Raw genomic sequence first — 19,208 nt, 5'->3', positions numbered from 1 at the left:
GGTTGATGACCACAGTTTCACGCCGTCGATGGATTCCGATAAGACGATAAATGCCTATAGTATTCATTCCAAATCATCGCCAAGCAGGCAGTCATGGATACGTTAGACGCGATGTCGATTTTCACGCGAGTGGTGGAGCGGGGCAGCTTCTCCGCCGTGGCTCGAGAGCTCGGACTCAGCCAGCCAACGATCAGCAAACAGATCGGTGCGCTGGAAAAACGTCTGGGCGGCCGATTGTTTGCTCGCAGTACTCGCAACCTGAGCCTGACGGACGAAGGCCAGCGCTATTACGAACATTGTCGGCAGATCCTCGCTGCGGTGGACAACGCCGAACACAGTTTCCAGACCGGCCAGGAACGGGTCGCCGGGCCACTGCGCATTGCCTCTTCCGGCAGTTTCGGGCGGATTCAAATTGCGCCGCGGCTGCACGGATTTCTTCAGCAGCACCCGGAGGTGACCATCGATTTGCAGTTGAGCGATGAGAACGTCGATCTGGTCAGCGAGGGGATCGATGTCGCGGTGCGCATTGGCGAGTTGAAGGACAGCAGTCTGGTTGCCCGTCAGATCGGACTGACAAAACGTCGGGTTTTCGCGGCGCCCGGTTATCTCGAACAAAACGGCATCCCCGCCACACCGAATGAGCTGAGCGCGCATAACTGCCTGGTGTTCAATCAGCTGGAGCATTTCGACAGTTGGCGCTTCGAACACGCCGGCGAATGGCAGAGCGTGCAGGTCAAGGGCAATGTGCGCAGCAACAACAGCGAGGCGATTCGGCAAATGGTCCTGAGTGGGTTGGGTCTTTCGCTGTCGCCTTCATGGCTGTTTCGCGAGGACCTGCAGGCTGGGCGGGTGGTGGCGGTGCTGGACGGATACACGCCGTCGCCGCTGCCGATCCATGCCGTGTTTGCGCCGGATCGCCGGCAATCGGCGCGGGTGCGCGCGTTTACCGATTATCTGCGTGATGCGTTTGCGCTCGATGGTGATGTTTGTATTTCTTGAGCTAAAGGTCGGCTACTTCATGAATCACGCCTATCAGCGCACGCAGCCCGGCGGGTAAATGTCGATGGCCGGAGTAGTAAAGGGAAAGCCCGGGGGCCGGCGTAGTCCATTGCTGCAACACCTTTGTCAGGCGTCCGCTTGCCAGATCATGCGTGACGTACCACTCGGGCAACTGCACAAGCCCCAGGCCTTGCCTCGCGGCCTCCAGCATCAGGATGGGACTGTCCAGAACCAAGGGGCCCCGCACTTCAACCTTCAGCAATGTGTCTTCGCGCATGAACTCCCACGGTGAAGCAATCCCGCTCGGAAGACGGGCGCGGATGCAGGTGTGCGCCGCAAGGTCATCGAGCGTGTCTGGCGCGGGATGTCGGCTCAAATAGTCGGCCGAAGCCACCACGACCATTGAGATTTCCTCACTGATGGGCACGCGGATCATGTCCTGTGGGACGCGTGAACTGGCACGCAGGCCGGCGTCGAAACCCTCGGCAATAATGTCCACCATCCGCCCGTCAGTCGCGATGTCTACCGTCATGCCGGGATAGCGACTCAGGAAGGTCAACAGGATGGGTTGGAAAACCATCAGTGCAGCGCCGAGCGAACTGTTGATGCGTAACGTGCCGGTAGGCAGGGCATTGTGTTCCAGGAGGGAGGCCATCGCCTCCTGAATAGTGATGACCGATGGGCCGATTTGATTCACAAAGGTTTGCCCCGCCTCGGTCAACGAGACGCTGCGGGTGGTGCGGTGAAACAGTCGCACACCCAGCCGGGCTTCCAATCCGGCCACGGCGTTGCTGACGGCGGTGGTCGACATCTCCAGTTCTACCGCTGCCGCGCGAAAGCCGTTGCGCCTGGCCACGGCCAGCACCACTTCCAGTTCAGTCAGGCCACTTTTATACATAGTCCCGGTTTCCGAAATAACTCATCCGTGTTTGATCATATTATTAAAACAGTGAAGTGACCTTAGATTGTAGGGACCGAACCCGGACACAGTCAGGAATCCCTCATCATGTGGCACATCAATCAGGCTTATATCGACGGCAAGTTCGTTCCCGTGCAGGGACGTGAAATCGTGGAGTGCATCAATCCAACGACAGAAGCGCTGATGGGCACCGTCACACTGGCCAATCGTGACGATGCGAAACGCGCAATTGCGGCGGCCCATCGTGCTCAGGTCGCAATGGGGCGCACCACCAAGGCTGAACGTATCGACATGCTCAGACGCCTCCAGGCGGCCGTGCTGGCCAGCACCGAGCAGATACGCGACACCGCCATCGAAGAATACGGCGCCCCGTTTGCCCGCGCTCAATGGGTTAGCCAGTATGCTTCGCAGTGTTTTGCCAACGCAGCGCAAACCCTGGAGGCCTACGAACTGGTTCGCTCGATGGGAGCCGCAAAGGTGTTTATGGAACCGGTCGGCGTTGCGGGCCTGATTGCCCCTTGGAACAGCACCGCCGGCACGATTTGCAGCAAATTGGCCTCCGCGATTGCTGCCGGTTGTGCTTCGGTCATCAAGCCAAGTGAATTGAGTGCCCTGCAGGCTCACACGCTAGCCCAAGCCCTTGATCGCGCAGGTTTGCCTGACGGTGTTTTCAATATCCTGCTTGGGCGGGGAAGCGATGTGGGCGACGAAATCAGCACCAGTCCTCTCATCGCAAAAATCTCATTCACGGGCTCGACACCGACAGGCAAGCTGATTGCTCACGCCGGTGTCGAGACCATGAAGCGGGTAAGCCTGGCGCTCACAGGGAAATCCGCCGCTATCGTCCTCGATGACGCAGACTTCGACACCGCCATACCCTTGGCTCTGAATGCCGCCTTCATGAACAACGGCCAGGCCTGCGTCGCCGGTACACGCTTGTTGGTGCCGCGTGCGCGCTTGAAGGAAGTCATCGAGCGGGTCAAGACGTTAGTGGCTGCATTGGTCGTGGGAAATCCTCAAGAACCGGCAACGGACATCGGGCCACTTGTCAGCCGGGCCCAATACGATCGGGTGCAAGGTTTCATCCGCCGCGGCCAAGAGCAAGGCGCGACGCTGATTGCAGGTGGGGAGGGCCGACCCTTCGGGCTGGAAAAGGGTTACTTCGTGCAGCCCACGGTATTTGCTGACGTTAACAACGACATGGACATCGCACGTGAGGAAATTTTCGGCCCGGTGCTGTCGATCCTTGCTTATGGCAGCGAGGCGCACGCCATAGAAATCGCCAACGCCACGATTTACGGTTTACAGGCGTATGTGTTTTCGCAACGGCAGGAACGCGCGAACGGTATCGCGTCCCGGTTAGAGGCCGGCACCGTATTGATCAACAGAATGACTCCGGATCTTCTCGCCCCGTTCGGCGGCGTCAAGCAGTCCGGGATCGGCAGGGAATTCGGCATCCTTGGACTGGAGGCGTTTCTGGAAGCAAAGACGGTTGCATCGAAATAAGGGCTGTCGGTACCAACATCAGCCGACCGGCTCTGCCGTACAACTCATCGCCCCTGAGCCTGGCTTCTGGAACAGCACCCCATTGTCGGTTTGCCAGAAGCTGTAATCCCCCTGGCGATCCTTGCCGGTGTAGCGGGTGCCCGAATCGCTCTGCACCTGGTTCAGGGTGATCGAGGCGTTCGCCCATTTCAGGTACACGGCACCGGGTTGCGTGAGATAGAACGTGGCGGCAATCAGCGCGTTCAATCCGGTACAGCGAAACGCCAGAGGGCCTTCGGTGAGGCGGTCCGGATCCTTGGTCCGCACGATGGCCGAGCCTTGGCGCAGCAGGTGGGCGCGCTCGGCATAACTGCGGATCACACACGTTTTGGGTTCCGGATCAGCGCCACACTGGTTGCGCGCGGCCATCCAGAATCGCTGGTCGATCACGATTTTGTCCGGCGGCGGGACGGCACGTTCATCGGTGAGCGCCAAACGATAGAGGCGCATCAGTTCCATATCCATCTGCTTCAATTGCGGGTCGCGACAGATCAGCTTCTCGACAGAGGCCTTTGCCAGGGTGCAGTCGAAGGTGGTCTTGATGGGTGTTGGGGGCTCGGCACTGGGGGGCGTCGCCGCGCAGACGTTGGCAGCGAGCAGACAGGTGAAAAGGGCCATGACCGTTTTCATGTGGGTTTCATCCAGTGTCAGCAACTGTGATTAAACGGGTTAGAGCTTGGCCGGTAGTTGAAGCAATGTCTACTCCGCGCCGGGCCATCGTCACCTGAGCACGCAGATACAAAAACGCCCCGACATGTCGTCAGGGCGTTTTCAGGTTCAGGCCAGCAAGCAGCGGCGAACCCCACTTACCTCATTTCAGCACCAGCAGACGATAAACCCCGGCCTCGCTTTCGATCCCGTGGGTGTCATGGGTGAAGCCCGGGAAGGATTTGTCGAACGCTTCCAGCGCCTTGAGATACGCCAGCAGCGGCCCTTCCGCAGGCCCGGCGTTTTCGCCCGGCATCAACAATGGAATGCCCGGTGGATACGGCACGATGCCCGTGGCGACGATGCGGCCGGCGGCTTCTTCGAGGGTGACCAGTTCGATGTCGTTGCGCACCAGTTTCTCGTAGGCCTCCACCGGGCTGAATTCGGCTTTGGGCAGCATGCCGAACGCCTGAGCCATGTTGGCGGTGGTCTTGTGTTTTTTCATGGCGGCGAAGATGTCGTCGGCCAGGTCCTTGAGGCCCATGCCGGCATAACGCGCCTGATTGGCGGCCAGCAGATCCGGCAGGCACAGTTCCAGTTCGGCGTTGGCGTCGTAGTCGCGCTTGAAGTCGAGGAGGGCGTTGACCAGGGTGCCCCACTTGCCTTTGGTGATGCCGATCGAGAACAGGAACAGGATGGTGAAGTCGGTGGTTTTCTCGACCACGATGCCTTGGCGACCGAGGTAGGCCGTCAGCACACAGGCCGGGATCCCGGATTCCAGCAGATTGCCGTCATCGCCCATGCCGGGGCTGAGCACCGAGACCTTGATCGGGTCCAGCATGCAGTAGCCTTCCTCGATGTCACCGAAACCGTGCCACACCTCGTTCGGGTGCAGGACCCAACAGTTCGGCTCGGTTTTCAGCAGTAGCGGATCGACTTCATGGAACGGCACCGTGGCGTTGCCGACTTGCACGGTCGGCGGTTGCCAGCAGGTGAAGAACCAGTCGTTCTTGCTCAGCATCTCGTTGTGCATGCGCGAGATGACCTGGCGGAACGCGACGGCTTCTTCGATGGATTCGCTGGTGAGGATCTGACCGCTCGGGGCTTCCATCATCGCCGAGCTGACGTCGCAGGAGGCCATGATCGCGTAGTTGGGCGAGGTCGAGGCGTGCATCATGAACGACTCGTTGAAGCGCCCGTGTTCGATGGGATTGCGCCCGTTGCGCACGTGGATCATCGAAGCCTGGGAGAGGGCGGCCAGCAGTTTGTGGGTCGATTGGGTGGCGAAAACGGTCGGCTTCGACGCGTCGTGATCGTCGGGGCTGCCGTGCATCGCAAAGCGCTCGCGATACAACGGGTTGAACCGCGCGTAGCCGTACCAGGCTTCATCGAAATGCAGACGGTCAACGCTCTGGCCCAACAGCTCTTCGACGCGTGTGACGTTGTAGGTCAGGCCATCGTAGGTGGAGTTGGTGATGATCGCGTGAATCGGCGTCGGGTCGATCCCGTCCTTGACCAGCGGGTTATTGGCGATGGCGGCTTTCACGCCTTCGGCGCTCAGGGTTTGCGGCAGAATCGGGCCGATGATGCCGAAGCGGTTGCGGGTCGGTACCAGGTAGGTCGGGATGGCGCCGGACAACGTCATCGCGTGTTCGGCGGACTTGTGGCAGTTGCGGTCGCAGAGGGCAATCTGGTTGCGCGTGACGCTGGCCATAAGGATGACGCGGTTGGAGGTCGACGAGCCGTTGGTGACGTAATAAGTACGATGGGCGCCGAAGACCTTGGCGGCATAGCGCTCGCCCTGGCCGATCGGGCCGCTATGATCGAGCAGCGAACCGAGTTCGCCGACCGAGATCGACAGGTCGGAGCGCAGCAGGTTCTCTCCGAAGAATTCGTAGAACGCCCGGCCCGCAGTGCTTTTCAGGAACGCCGTGCCGCCGGCATGCCCCGGCGTGTGCCAGGAATATTCATAGGTCCGCGCAAACTTCACCAGCGCACCAAACATCGGCGGCAGCGCGGCCTGGCGATAGCGTTCGATGGCTGCCAGGATACGGCCGCTGAGGAAGCGACTGGTGTCCTCGGGCAACCAGATAAAGTCGTCGGCGTGTTGCATGACCACCAGCGGAATACTCGACGCGGTGCTGCGGTCGCTGATCAGGAACACCGGGACGCGGGTATTGCGTTCGCGCAGGCTGACCAGCAGCTGGATGCATTCCTCGTGGCCTTCACTTTTGTCCATTTCCCAGCTGAGCAGCACGCATTGCACGGCCGGATCCGAGCGCAGGATCGACGTGGCGTCACTCAGGGTTTCCGAGGCGATGACGTGGACCGCGCGCTCTTCCACATCATTGATCAACTGATCCAGGGCGCGACCGAACACGGTGCGTTTGTCCGGCGGGTTGCTCACCAACAGCGTGAGCATCCCGAGCGTGTGTCTATATTCCGTCATGATTGAGGCTCCAAAGTGGCGGATTGCAAGTGGTTGACCGGCACCGGCTCGCCCGTGATGTGCTGCGCACTGACGGTCTGGGTCGGTACGCTGTTATTCAGTGCTTCGAGACGGATCAGGCGGTTATTGACGAAGCCGAACAGCGTGTAGCCAAAGATCGTCGCCACGCCGCCGAGCATCAGCGCTTGCTCGCCCGAACTGTAGAGCGCCAGGTAGCTGTAGGCCGCCGCGACCCAGGCAATGATGTTGGTGGCCAGCGCCTTGCCGGCGGGTACGTTGGAGACTTTTTGCATGGTCGCCAGTGCAGCCATGGACAGGATGTACGGCACCAGGTTGGTCACCACCGCCAGGTTGACGAGGGTGTCGAATTGCTTGCTCAGGTCCGGGCTGATGGTGAGCAGGCCCAGCGCGGTCTGGCCGGCGAGAAGAATCAACATGCCGACAATGGGCGTCCCGGCCTTGTTGGCCTTGGCGAAGATCGGCAGGAAATAGCCGGTGTCCGCCGAGCTTTTGAACACCTGGGCAATAGTGAACTGCCAACCGAGCAACGAGCCGATGCACGCCAGAATCATGGCCGCCATTACGATATCGCCGATCAGCGGCGTGAACATCTTGGCGAACACCAGCCCGAACGGGGCGGTGGAGGAGGCCAGTTCCGGGTTGGAAACAATACCGGCGATGACATTGGTCGAAACGATGTAGATGACCGCCGCCCCGAGAGTGCCGCCCAGTACCGCAATCGGCACGTTCTTCTCGGGGTTTTCAACCGCGTCGGTGTTCGCGCACGCCGATTCCAGCCCGAGGAAGGCCCACAAGGTGATCGCCACCGAAGCCCCGGCGGCTTCGAACCAGCCCTTGTCGTGCGGGTTCCAGCCAGCGGCGTAGACACTGCTGTCGAACCAGAACCAACCGACCGTCGACACCAGCACAACGGGCGCAATCACGCCCCACACGGTCACCGCGCCGATCCGCCCGGTAATCCGCGCGCCGCCAAAGTTGGCGAAGGTGGTGACCCACAGCAAGGCAATGGTCGCCAGGCCCACTTGCAGCGAGTCCAGCTTCACGTCGAACAGCACCTGGATGTAACCCACAGCCGTGATGCTGATCGCCACGTTCGCAATCAACAGCGATACGCCATAGGTGTAGTTGGTCAGGTAGTTACCGGCCTTGCCGAAGGTGTATTCGGCATAGCCACCCATGCCGCCGGTCTTGCGACTGAGCATCCCGCACCGCGCAAACGCATACGCCAGTGCCAGCGAGCCAGTGGCCGTGATCAGCCAGGAAAGAATCGAAATAGCGCCGACTTCGGCGAGTTTGGTCGGTAACAACACAATGCCCGAGCCCAACATGTTGACGGCCGTCAACATCGTCAGTTGCCCCACACTCATTTTCTTCGCGACTGACATTCCGTTGCCTCATTAGATTGCGTGGTGGACTTTAGATATAGCAAAGGATGGGGAGCGTGCAAGGAATGGAGGTGTTTAATCACGATTTGGAATAAGTCGAGGGTAAGGACATCAATGCTTTCGCCATAAACCCAAGCTGGAAGGCAGAAACATAGGAGAGCGGCCGGTCGGAACCTGACCTGAGAAAAACGTCTTTGTCCGGCAAATCGTGATCGACGCCGATCATCTTTGAGCCAGTGTTGAAGCAAGAGGGTGATAACACTTGGCTCCTCTTGCTTCATTGACCCGTAGGTCCGGCTCAATCAGAGGCTGTTTGTCCCGCCGCTGCCAATGTGCGCCTTTCCTCGACTTCGGCCAGTACGGCAAGATCCTTATCGCCTTCACCATGGGCGATGGCATCCAGCAGGTTGGCGCGGATCAGGTCCGCTGTCGGCAGCTGGATCGATACGTCGGCAGCGGCGGCGAGGATCAAGTCGACGTCTTTGAGCCCAAGGGACGCCTTGAAAGCGGCCGGCTCATATCGGCGCTCACCGATCAGGGCGCCGTAGCCTTGATAGACCGGGCCGGTGAAGATAGTGGTCGATACCAGATCGATCAGCGCGGCGGAGGGCAGGTCGTGACGGGTCACCAACACCGCCGCTTCACTCATGGCTTGCACCGCCGACACCAGCAGGAAGTTGGTGGCCAACTTCATGGCGTTGGCGCTCGCGGCTTTATCACCGAGGCGCCAGGTTTTTCGCCCGATCAGATCAAGAAGCGGTTGGACGCGCTCGATGGCAGCCTCCGGTCCGGCGACCAGGATATTGAGTTGAGCCGTGGCCGCGACGTTGGGGCGACCCATCACTGGCGCGGCGATGTAGTCGATGCCCTGCGCTTCGTGCAAGGCCGCCAACTCCTCGGCGAAGGCCACGGCGATCGTCGCCAGGTTGACGTGAATCAGCGGGCCCTTCAGCTGGGCCAGCAACCCGGAGTCCAGTAACACCGCACGCAGTGCCTTATCGTCAGCCAACATGCTGAACACTATATCTGCGTTGAAGGCCTGGGCCGGGGTCGTCGCGGCGTGGGCGCCAAGCTCGACCAGTTTCTGCGCCGGTTCCGGTGAGCGATTCCACACCCACACTTCGTGACCACTTTTCAAAAGATTGGCAGCAATCGCCTGGCCCATGCTGCCAAGCCCCAGGAAACCGATTTTCATAAGCTGTGCTCCTTGTCTGCGAGAGTCCAAATGAATCAGCCGAGATGATCGTTCATAACACCAGAAGCTATAGCGTCACAGTCTCGGCTTTGCGGATATGAGCGGCAATCAATAACGCTGATATTTCGAGCCGAACTCAGGGCGGTTTTCTGCGACGACCACACCGGAGTGCGCTGCATTGCCTGGGCTGAACAGCGCGACACGTTCGCGCAGTTCTTGCAGGCGATCGGCGCCGCCTTCGGCTACGCGATTCTGGATCAGGCGATCCGAACCACCCTCGGCGACACGATTCTTTTGCAGGTTTTCAGAGCCATATTCCGCAACGCGATTCTGTTGCAGCCGATCCGAACCACCTTCCACCAGCAGTTGCTGGGCCGAGCGGTGGGCGGCAGCGCTCAGGGTGTTGGCCGAGGCCAGGTTCGACAGGCCGAGACCGCCAATCAATGCCAGACCGAGTACCAGGGACGAGACTTTCGAGAAGTTGAACATGGATGATGCTCCGTGCGTTTAGTTTGAGTGGGTCGGTAGCTGCTGCTATCCGGTGAACACAGTTAAACGCTCGGGTGTATCGGCGATGTGTGCGTGGATGCCGCGAAGTCGGGTGTTGCGTATCTAGCGCGGGGTTTTATACAGACGGATACAAATCTGTTACCCACACCTCAAAGCCAGCGGGGAGGGCAGGTTCATTAACTTCGCCTCATTGGCCGGTGTGATCGGCTTGCAGGGATACGCCCCTTACAACATGGCGAAGGAGGCGGTACGTGCCACCAAGTCAGGCCTTTTCCTGTGTGAATTTATTCAGAACCGGCCCTGACTTGCTCACTGATAAGTTGAGCCAGTATCCGCACCGGTTCGGTAAAGCTCTGTCGAGACCTGTGCACGAGCCCGATATCACGGTGAAAGGTGTGCTGTCCGAGATCGAGCGCTCTTACCCCGGCGGGCCATTCCTGATCGGTTGCGGTCTGCGGCACCAGCGCTACACCGACGCCGTTCTCCACGAGCTTGATGATCGCCTCCAGTTCATCCAGCTCGCAAACTTCGCGCAAGGTGAAATGCATCTGCCGAAGGAAGCGATCCACCTGCCGGCCCCCGAAGGATGATCGGTCGTACCGAATGAATGGTTGGCTTGAAAGCAGTTTTGACCAATCTTCGCCAGGCACGTCGCGCGGAACGATCAGCCGGTAGGGTTCAAGCGCCAGGGTCGTCCAGCGTAGATCGCTCTGGAGCGAGAAGGGTGGGCGAATGATTGCGGCCATGTCGATCTCGCCGGCATCCACGAGGTTCACCAACTCCATCGATAGCCCCGGAATTACGCGGGTTCGGCACTGCGGGCATTGTTGGTGAAACTTGGCCAGTGCGTCTGGAAGATAGGATCGCTGTACAGAAGCGATGGCACCGATATTCACCAGCACGCTCGCAGGAAGTCCGACCGTGGTGGAGCCCAGATTGTCGTAAAGCCGAAGCAACTCTTGCGCTTGCAGGAGTATTTGATGGCCCATCCTGTTCAGGTGGGCCGAGCGTCCCTTCCTGTCGAATATCTCAAAGCCGAGCTCGGCCTCCAGACGCTGAATCTGGGCGCTCACCGCTGCCTGGGTGAGGCCGATTTTATTCCCGGCAGCGGCAAACGTACCTTCCCGTGCAACGGCGATGAGTGTTTTGAGTTCTTTGATCATTCACAAATATTAATTGTGTTTCTAAGAAATTTATATTGATTTTTTTGTTTTGTGGGGCGCCCTACGATGTGTCTGTCCCCCGGCAACAGCCCGAACCCATGAGCCGATGTCGGTGGGACGACGGAACTTGAAGCGTCGCGAAAAACCAACGGCCAGCATTCATGCGCTCCGTCCTTTACCAACAAAAAAACTGTATTGGAGTTCTGATGAGCCTCTCGCCTTTCCACCTCGCAATTCCCGTTTACAACCTCGCTGGCGCACGCACATTTTACGGCGAAGTGTTCGGCCTGGAAGAAGGTCGTTCCAGCAACCAATGGGTCGACTTCAACTTTTATGGTCACCAACTGGTTATTCACGAACACCCAAAAACCGCGTCCCAGGAAAGCGTCCATAGCAACCCGGTAGACGGCCACGACGTACCAGTTCCGCACTTCGGCATCATTCTGGGCTGGGAAGAGTGGGAAGCGCTGGCCGAACGCCTGAAGTCGTTTGGTACTGAGTTTGTAATCGAACCCTACATTCGTTTCAAAGGGCAGGTTGGCGAGCAAGCCACCATGTTTTTGTTTGACCCTTGCGGTAATGCCCTTGAATTCAAGGCCTTCAAGGATATGAGCCAACTTTTCGCCAAATAAGAACCGTGTTGGCACAACAGCGTTGTGCCATTTGAACTCAAGTGAGCTGGAAGCTCATGAATCTAGCAACTGCCTATTAACGCAGTCCTTTCATTCCAACAAGAAGGCTAGACATGAAACGTATTCCCTTGGTGTGGCAAATCATTGCCGGGCTGTTGCTTGGCGTGCTCGTCGGTTGGTATTTCAATACTCATCCGCAGTATCAATTGTGGGTTAGCGCGGAAATCCTGAAACCGCTCGGCGATATCTTCATCAAGATGATGAAGATGGTCGTTGTTCCGATCGTGTTTTGTTGCATGATCCTGGGCATTGCAGGAGGCGGAGATAACAAGTCATTTGGTCGCATGGGCATCAAGTCGCTGGGGTACTTTTTTGCGATCACCGGCCTGGCGATTGTGATGGGGCTTTGCTTCGCGAATGTATTCGCGCCTGGCACAGGCACTGATATTTCCGGCATTACGCATAGCGCGGCGTCCATCACGATGGAGCCTTCGAAGGGCGCTCTCGTGATTGTGCAGAACATCGTTCCTGATAACGTCTTTGTGGCGATGTCGGAAGCGAAGCTGCTGTCGGTGCTGTTCTTCGCTGTCCTGTTCGGCATGGCATTGAACTCGCTACCCAGAGAGAAAAGCGCGCCAGTGGTCGCAGTGGTTCAGGGCATTTCCGATGCGATGTTCAAAGTCGTCTCTATCGTCATGGCTTACGCGCCAATAGGCGTGTTCGGCATGATCGGCGCTACCGTCGCAACCTTCGGCTTTGCCTCGCTATTACCCTTGCTCAAGCTGATTGGCGTGGTCTACCTGGCACTGATTGTCTTTGCATTGGTGGTACTTGGCGGTATTTGCTATCTGATCGGCGAGAACATTTTCAAGCTGATCAAGTATTTCCGGAATGAGCTGATTCTTGCGTTCTCGAGTGCCGCATCGGCAGCGGTCATGCCGCAGTTGATTAGCAAGCTGGAGAGCTATGGAGTCCCGCGCCGAATCGTCAGTTTTGTGGTGCCGGTGGGGTATGCGTTCAATCTGGATGGTGCATCGATTTTCCTGGGCGTTGCGACGATTTTTGTCGCTCAGCTTTATGGAATTGACCTGTCGTTGTCTCAGCAGATCTTGCTGGTGGTCACGATGGTGCTGACCTCCAAAGGTGCCGCAGGGGTGCCTGGATTCGCCATCATTATCTTGTCTGCGACGTTGGCCTCTGCCGGTCTTCCATTGGAAGGGGTGGCGCTTATTGCGGGAATCTTCAGGATTATCGATAGCGGAACCACCACGCTGAACGTGCTGGGTAATGCCATCGCACCCTTGGTAATCGCCAAATGGGAGAGGGCGGCCCTTGAGCCTTCACGAGTCAATCAGGTCGTGCAAAAAGCCTAGCCATTTGCAAGAAAACGTTCGACAGGAAGCGCTATCGGCGGAGCCAGTTCATCAGATGCAGGGAGGAGTTTCTAGACGACCGGTCTAGTTTTGTGTAGGCTGCCTTCCCTATGAAAAAACCTATCCAAGACATGCGACAGCACATCATCGATGTGGCCAAGTCGCTGATGACCAACAAGGGTTACACCGCCGTGGGGCTGTCGGAAGTGCTGACAACCGCTGGCGTACCCAAAGGGTCGTTCTATCACTACTTCCGCTCGAAAGAAGAATTCGGCCAGGCGCTACTCGAAGAATATTTTCAGGAGTACATCGGGCGCGTCGATATCGTCATGGCTGCAGAAGGAACCGGAGCGGAGCGGCTGCTTGGCTATCTGCACTACTGGGCAAAGACGCAAGCGTTCGATCATCCCGAGGAGAAATGCCTGGTGGTGAAGCTGGGCGCTGAAGTCTGCGACTTGTCAGAAGACATGCGCACGGTGCTGGAGGAAGGCACCGCGCTGATCATTCAGCGGATCATGCGTTGCGTCGAGCAGGGCATGGCCGATGGTTCCATCTCGCCGACTCAGGACGCGGCGATATTAGCCGAATCGCTTTATCAGCTATGGCTGGGCGCTTCGCTGTTGGTCAAGGTCAAGAAGACCACGGCCCCGTTTGAAACCGCACTGATCACAAGTAAACGCCTGCTGGCCTAGGGGCGTTTTTTTTAACCAAATTACTAGACGACCGGTCTAATATTTGAGGTATTCAACATGATTGATAACAGTCATAACACCGACCTTTTTTCGCCCACGCAGATGGGCGCCTTGCAACTGGCCAACCGTATTGTCATGGCGCCAGTGACACGCAGCCGGATGGCGGAGGACGGCGTGCCGAATGAACTGCACGCCACTTACTACGCCCAGCGTGCCGGCGCAGGCCTGATCATCGCCGAAGCCACGAACATTTCTCCTCAGGGGCGCGGCTATGCCATGACGCCGGGAATCTGGTCGGAAGAACAGGTGGCAGGCTGGAAAAAAGTCACTGACGCGGTACACGCGGCGGGCGGCAAGATCGTCAGCCAGCTATGGCACGTAGGCCGCTTCTCCAGCGTCGAGTTACAGCCGAACGGCGAGGCACCGGTCGCGCCCTCGGCAATCAAGGCCGAAGGCACGACCTACACCAACAATGGCATGGTCGAAGTGTCCATGCCTCGGGCGCTTGAGACTTCAGAGATACCGGGGATCATCGAGCAGTACCGGCATGCGGCTGAAAATGCAAAACGAGCCGGTTTTGACGGTGTGGAAGTCCATTCTGCCAACAGCTATCTGCTCGATCAGTTCCTGCGTGATTCCACCAACCAGCGCACTGACCAGTACGGCGGCTCTATCGAGAACCGGACGCGGCTGACGCTTGAAGTCACCGAAGCCGTGGTTGCGATCTGGGGCAGTGACCGGGTCGGCATCCGTCTTTCGCCGGTGACACCTGACGCAGGTAATACACCCCCTGACAGCAACGTCATGGCGACTTACGGCTACCTCATTCAGCAGTTGAACAGATTCAACCTGGCCTATCTGCACTTCGTCGAAGGCGCCACCGCCACTTCTCGCTCCGTTCCGGAAGGGGTGGATCTGGACGCGCTGAGTGCGCAGTTCGAAGGGTCGTTCATTGGTAACAACAACTACGACCTGGATATGGCGCTGGAACGCCGGGCGCAAGGCCGGATTGACGCGGTAGCGTTTGGGTCGCTTGTTCATTGCCAATCCAGACCTTGTAGAGCGCCTGCGGCGTGGTGCCGAACTGACCATCGCGCCACGTGAGAGTTATTACGGCGGAGGCGCCAAGGGCTACACCGATTGGCCAACGGCCAACGCCAACTAATGAGCAGTTCCCCCTGCGTCGACTCGGCGCGGGGAGGCTCCGTCGCGAACGCATTTCGCCGCACAAGAGGTACTCAAATATGAATTATCTGCAAAACAAGGTCGCCATCGTCACTGGCGCATCTTCCGGCATCGGCGCAGCCACCACTCGTGCACTCGCGGCACAGGGTGTCCGCGTAGTAGCGGCAGCACACGATCAGCATGGGCTGGAAGCGTTTGTTGCAGAACTGCGTGAGTCAGGCAGCGATGTGGTTGCCTTCACCGCAGACGTTACCCATCTGGATCAAACCAAAGCGTTGGCGAAGTTTGCACAAGACACCTACGGCGCCGTGGACATCTTGGTCAACAACGCCGGCCTGATGCTCTTTTCCAACTGGGTCGATCTGGCCGTGCAAGATTGGGAAAAGATGATCGATGTGAACATCAAGGGCTACCTCAACGCTATTGCTGCTGTGTTGCCGTTCATGCTTGAACAGAAGTCCGGGCAGATTCTCAACATGGACTCTGTTGCAGGTCATCAGGTCGGGCCGGCGGCGGGTGTTTACAGCGCAACCAAGTTTTTCGTGCAGGCCATGACCGAATCCATGCGCAAGGAGTTGGGTGTGCAGCATGGCATCCGCGTCAACACCGTCAGCCCCGGCGTGATCAATACCGGCTGGGCGGACAAGGTCAGCGATCCTGAAGGGCGCAAGGCTGCTCAGGAGCTGAACCGGATTGCCATCGCGCCTGACGATATCGCCCGCGCTGTGATTTACGCGCTCAACCAACCGGAAAACGTCACCGTCAACGATTTGATCATCTCGCCGACACGCCAGGATTGGTGATTGTCGGCTGAGTTTCTTCCATCCGCTCAGCCAAACGGCTCACCGGAAACACCCAATCAGGAGTCACATCATGAGCCATCCAACTTACGTCCAGGAATACAACGCGATCGTCGACGTGCTTAGCCAATACAACGAAGGTGGGGCCAAGGCTGACAGCGCTTTGATGAAGCCCGCGTTCAACGAGCAGGCCACCATGTTTGGGGTCGACGGCGACAAGCTCGTCGGCGGTGCGATCCAGAATCTGTACGACGTCATCGACAACGTTTTCCGCCCATCTCCCGAAGCCAAAGCAGCGATCGTTCGCATCGACATCGTGGGCACTGCCGCCAGTGCTCGCGTCGATACCGACAACGTTTCGGGATTTCGTTTCACCGACTTCTTCAACCTGCTGAAGGTAGACGGCAAGTGGACGATCGTCAGCAAGATCTACCACACCCATCCGAGCGTTTGAGCACTCGAGCGCCTCTGGCGAGGTGTGTTGTACCTCGCCCTTATTGAAAGGAGAGAACCATGTCCAAGAACATCAAGGCTGTACCGACTTCCGAGTACAACGCTGTCATCGCTACCGCCAATCAGTACGTTGAAGGTCTGCGTGTGGGCAGTGCAGAAGGCGTTGCGCAAGCTTTCCATAAAGACGCCGTGATGTACGGTTTCACAAATGGCGAGCTGCTTGGCGGCCCGATCAGGAATCTGTTTGATTTCGTTCAGAAGAACGGCAGCGCCCCAGAAATTACAACTCGGCTCGACATACTGGCGATCACACCCACGACAGCCGTAGTGCGTGTCGATATGGAAAAGGATGCGATCGGCGCCGACTACAACGATTACCTGACCCTGATCAAAATCGACGGCACCTGGAAGGTCATCGCCAAGGTTTATCACCAGTTCGAAGGTTGAGCGTGCACCGATCCCGGTTGAATCAAAGCCGGGATCGGAGCTCTTTCATCATCGACGGCGCTGGCAAAAGCCGAAGTTAGCCGTTTTCAAAAATAGATCATTCGAAGAGAGATACACGATGCCGATGGTTGAGTTTTCCGCTGTCCTGGACAGCGATGCAGGACACGCCTGGGGCGTATTGAAGAAATTTGGTGAGATTCATAAATGGCATCCCTCGATTGTCGAAAGCAGCATTGAGGACAACCAACCTGATGGATTGGTGGGCTGTATTCGCAAACTCACGTTGGCCGATGGCGCAGTTGTCAGGGAGCGCCTGTTATCGGTCGATGATCGCAATACAACGCTGTCCTACCGCTTCGAGGAAGCTCCATTGCCGCTGGATAACTATGTAGCCACGGTAAAACTGGCCGCTCTTACTGGACAGTCCAAGACGTTCATCCATTGGTCTGCAAGCTTTGACCTGCAAGATCTGAATACCGCAGAACAGTACCAGGAACTTGTTCGAGGACTGATCGTGGATGGCCACAACAGCCTCCAGTTATTTCTTACCCAACACTGAGCAGCCAGGCAGGGCTGCGATAGCGTCGAGTCCTGGCTGACCAGGTGATTTGGTTTGAGTAAAGAAGGGCCTTTGATGGCCCTTTTCTGGTTCAACTTTTACTGCGCCGGCTTCAAACTGGCAGGCGAAATTGCTTGCGCAAGGCTTTGTCAAAAATCTTTGCGGGGGCAAAACGGCGCAGCATGCTGATTTGTCGCGCGGCCTTGCCCGCAGTGTAGCGATGCTGAGGGCGGACATCGGTCGCCGCTTTCACTACAACTGCCGCCACGACTTCTGGAAGGTCGGCTTTAGGCATCACATCGCCTAGCAGTGCCTTGAACCCGGCCCGAGCCTGATCGTATTCCTTCAACTTCGAGTCCGGCTCAATGCCGTTTTGATCGAAGACGGTACGCACGAATGCCGGCTCGATGACCGATACTCGAATATTGAAGGCGCGAACCTCGTGATCTAGAGATTCCGAATAGCCCTCTAAAGCATGTTTGACCGCCGAATAATGAGCGGAGTAGGGCGCGGGCACTAACCCCAAAATAGATCCGATATTGATGATGCGCCCTTGTCCACGTTGCCGCATCGACGGTAATACCGCATTGGTCATGCGGATTACTCCGAACAGATTGACATCGAACAGTGCCTGCACCTGCGGGATCGAGAATTCCTCAGCACCGCCCAGCAGACCGACACCAGCGTTATTAACCAAGAGATCGATCCGCCCGGTCCGCGCGAGTACGGTGGAAACGAGCGCACTTACAGACTGATCATCCGTCACATCGCAAGTGAGCATCGACACCTGTGTTGAACTTTCACCAGCCTTGCGGCTCGTGCCGAACACCGTATACCCCGCACGCACCAGAGCCTCGGCAGTAGCTTGACCAATACCGGATGAGGCACCGGTCACTATCGCGGTTTTTTCGGAAGATGTTTTCAATTGATACTCCAGTGTGTCCGTGAGTTGCTTTCGGCGATAGCAAGCAGCTGGTTCGACGCTATTGCTCCAGCATTAATTTTCGCCAGACTATTGTTGAAGGCGCTGGCGTAGCGGGTTGGGACTGCAACTCAATTTTTCCCGGTGGTGAAGTCGGGTTAATACAGGGCACTTCTGATAAGTGACCTTCACGTATAACTGAACCAGGCGTCTCGTCCGGCAGGCTGGTCGAGTTACAGATCTTTAAGTCGACGCAGCAGCGACCGTTATTGGGTACCTGCTTAGTCATATGAGCTTGATGACCACTTTACCTTTGGCTCTGCCCCGTTCGACGTAGCTCAATGCCTCAGCCGTTGACTCGAGAGGGAAGGTTCGGTCGATCACAGGTGTGATAATTTCGGACTCGACAAGCGCAGTGATTTTCTTCAATTGAGCACCGCTCGCACGCATGAATACGAACGCATATCTGACGTCCTGTTTGCGCGCTTTTCTGCGGATGCCGCTGCTCAACAGACGCATTACCCAACCCAGTCCCCAGAACAGCTTTTGCTCTTGTGCGAACTCTGGCGTCGGTGGCCCCGAGATGGAGATAAGTTGGCCACCAGGTTTGAGAATGCTGAGTGATTTTTCCAGCTCGACAGGGCCGAGGCTGTTTAATACGACGTCGTAGTCGCGCAAGACGCTTTCGAAGTTCTGCTGCTTGTAGTCGATGACGACGTCCGCTCCCAACGCCTTGACCCAACCCACGTTACTTGTGCTGGTCGTCGTCGCAACAAAGGCGCCCAGATGCTTTGCAAGCTGGATGGCAATTGTGCCGACACCGCCGGAACCCGCGTGGATAAAGACTTTTTGCCCCTTTTTCAACCGGGCTGTTTCAACCAGCACCTGCCAAGCGGTCAGTGCAACCAAGGGGAGGGCAGCAGCCTGTTCCATGGAGATATTTTTGGGTTTGAGCGCAAGAGCACTTTCATCCACCGCAATCAGTTCGGCAAAGGCGCCAATGCGTGATTGAGGAGGACGGGCATAGACCTCGTCACCCGCCTTGAAGTTGTGCACGCCCGATCCCACGCGAACCACGACGCCGGCCAAGTCATTACCCATAATCAAAGGGAATGAGTACGGCAGGATCAGTTTGAATTCACCTTTGCGGATCTTCGAATCCAGCAGATTGACGCTGCTGGCATGCACCTCAACCAGGACGTCGTTGATTCCAAGTTCAGGTACCGGTACCTCGCCAATACGTCCATGACTCTTGCCGTAACGGTCGATCAAGAAGGCTTTCATGATTCAGTTCTCATGGTTTTAATGGGA

At 57.5% G+C, this 19,208-nt stretch carries 18 protein-coding genes and 1 pseudogene; 10 read left to right on the top strand and 9 right to left on the bottom strand.

The features are described 5' to 3' along the window. Window positions 1-93: 93 nt before the first annotated feature. Window positions 94-999: a LysR family transcriptional regulator gene (locus tag NK667_RS11085; RefSeq protein WP_054614731.1), complete on the top strand. Its 906-nt coding sequence runs from the start codon at window positions 94-96 to the stop codon at window positions 997-999. 1 nt (window position 1,000) lies between these two features. Here NK667_RS11085 and NK667_RS11080 read toward each other — a convergent pair whose 3' ends face one another. Then, a complete protein-coding gene (locus tag NK667_RS11080; protein ID WP_054614730.1) occupies window positions 1,001-1,897 on the bottom strand; it encodes a LysR family transcriptional regulator in 897 nt (298 codons plus the stop codon). A 108-nt stretch (window positions 1,898-2,005) separates the two neighbouring features. Here NK667_RS11080 and NK667_RS11075 point away from each other — a divergent pair, with 108 nt between their 5' ends. Then, the gene (locus NK667_RS11075) at window positions 2,006-3,424 is read left to right on the top strand and encodes an aldehyde dehydrogenase family protein (protein ID WP_054614729.1); all 1,419 of its coding nucleotides are present in this window, start codon (window positions 2,006-2,008) and stop codon (window positions 3,422-3,424) included. Between the two features lie 18 nt (window positions 3,425-3,442). On the opposite strand, the gene NK667_RS11070 is transcribed toward NK667_RS11075, so the two are convergent. The 6 genes from NK667_RS11070 to NK667_RS11045 form a co-directional block, all read right to left on the bottom strand. After that, window positions 3,443-4,093, bottom strand: a complete 651-nt coding sequence (locus tag NK667_RS11070; RefSeq protein ID WP_054614728.1) for an MliC family protein — start codon at window positions 4,091-4,093, stop codon at window positions 3,443-3,445. A 181-nt stretch (window positions 4,094-4,274) separates the two neighbouring features. Next, window positions 4,275-6,560 (bottom strand): Orn/Lys/Arg family decarboxylase, encoded by a 2,286-nt coding sequence (locus NK667_RS11065; protein ID WP_054614727.1) that lies wholly within the window; start codon window positions 6,558-6,560, stop codon window positions 4,275-4,277. After that, the gene (gene potE, locus NK667_RS11060) at window positions 6,557-7,966 is read right to left on the bottom strand and encodes a putrescine-ornithine antiporter (RefSeq protein WP_054614726.1); all 1,410 of its coding nucleotides are present in this window, start codon (window positions 7,964-7,966) and stop codon (window positions 6,557-6,559) included. The genes NK667_RS11065 and potE overlap by 4 nt, the downstream gene beginning before the upstream one ends. Window positions 7,967-8,264: 298 nt before the next feature. Next, entirely contained in the window at window positions 8,265-9,161 is an 897-nt protein-coding gene (locus tag NK667_RS11055; protein ID WP_054614725.1) for an NAD(P)-dependent oxidoreductase, read from the bottom strand. A 108-nt stretch (window positions 9,162-9,269) separates the two neighbouring features. Then, complete coding sequence (locus NK667_RS11050; RefSeq protein WP_054614724.1) at window positions 9,270-9,650, bottom strand: hypothetical protein; 381 nt, start codon at window positions 9,648-9,650, stop codon at window positions 9,270-9,272. Window positions 9,651-9,955: 305 nt separating this feature from the next. Then, window positions 9,956-10,834, bottom strand: coding sequence for a LysR family transcriptional regulator (locus NK667_RS11045; protein ID WP_054045936.1), 879 nt, complete (start codon window positions 10,832-10,834; stop codon window positions 9,956-9,958). A gap of 206 nt (window positions 10,835-11,040) precedes the next feature. Here NK667_RS11045 and NK667_RS11040 point away from each other — a divergent pair, with 206 nt between their 5' ends. From NK667_RS11040 to NK667_RS11005, 8 genes and pseudogenes are all read left to right on the top strand, one after another. Next, a complete protein-coding gene (locus tag NK667_RS11040) occupies window positions 11,041-11,466 on the top strand; it encodes a VOC family protein (RefSeq protein WP_046054868.1) in 426 nt (141 codons plus the stop codon). 113 nt (window positions 11,467-11,579) lie between these two features. Then, on the top strand, window positions 11,580-12,839 hold the full coding sequence (locus tag NK667_RS11035) for a cation:dicarboxylate symporter family transporter (RefSeq protein ID WP_054614723.1): 1,260 nt from the start codon (window positions 11,580-11,582) through the stop codon (window positions 12,837-12,839). 110 nt (window positions 12,840-12,949) lie between these two features. Further along, window positions 12,950-13,531, top strand: coding sequence for a TetR/AcrR family transcriptional regulator (locus NK667_RS11030; protein ID WP_054614722.1), 582 nt, complete (start codon window positions 12,950-12,952; stop codon window positions 13,529-13,531). 57 nt (window positions 13,532-13,588) lie between these two features. After that, window positions 13,589-14,696: pseudogene (locus NK667_RS11025) on the top strand (alkene reductase). Between the two features lie 79 nt (window positions 14,697-14,775). Then, the gene (locus NK667_RS11020) at window positions 14,776-15,519 is read left to right on the top strand and encodes an SDR family oxidoreductase (protein ID WP_054614721.1); all 744 of its coding nucleotides are present in this window, start codon (window positions 14,776-14,778) and stop codon (window positions 15,517-15,519) included. A gap of 70 nt (window positions 15,520-15,589) precedes the next feature. Next, window positions 15,590-15,970, top strand: a complete 381-nt coding sequence (locus NK667_RS11015; protein WP_054614720.1) for a nuclear transport factor 2 family protein — start codon at window positions 15,590-15,592, stop codon at window positions 15,968-15,970. A 59-nt stretch (window positions 15,971-16,029) separates the two neighbouring features. Further along, complete coding sequence (locus NK667_RS11010) at window positions 16,030-16,416, top strand: nuclear transport factor 2 family protein (protein ID WP_054614719.1); 387 nt, start codon at window positions 16,030-16,032, stop codon at window positions 16,414-16,416. 118 nt (window positions 16,417-16,534) lie between these two features. Next, complete coding sequence (locus NK667_RS11005; RefSeq protein WP_054614718.1) at window positions 16,535-16,975, top strand: SRPBCC family protein; 441 nt, start codon at window positions 16,535-16,537, stop codon at window positions 16,973-16,975. A gap of 112 nt (window positions 16,976-17,087) precedes the next feature. On the opposite strand, the gene NK667_RS11000 is transcribed toward NK667_RS11005, so the two are convergent. Both NK667_RS11000 and NK667_RS10995 read right to left on the bottom strand, forming a co-directional pair. Beyond that, window positions 17,088-17,900: an oxidoreductase gene (locus NK667_RS11000; RefSeq protein ID WP_054614717.1), complete on the bottom strand. Its 813-nt coding sequence runs from the start codon at window positions 17,898-17,900 to the stop codon at window positions 17,088-17,090. A gap of 282 nt (window positions 17,901-18,182) precedes the next feature. Then, window positions 18,183-19,181, bottom strand: a complete 999-nt coding sequence (locus tag NK667_RS10995; protein WP_054614716.1) for an NADP-dependent oxidoreductase — start codon at window positions 19,179-19,181, stop codon at window positions 18,183-18,185. Window positions 19,182-19,208 lie beyond the last annotated feature (27 nt).

This window comes from Pseudomonas nunensis, assembly GCF_024296925.1.
GTDB classification, from domain to species: domain Bacteria; phylum Pseudomonadota; class Gammaproteobacteria; order Pseudomonadales; family Pseudomonadaceae; genus Aquipseudomonas; species Aquipseudomonas nunensis.
This window is presented reverse-complemented; position numbering and strand designations above follow the sequence as displayed.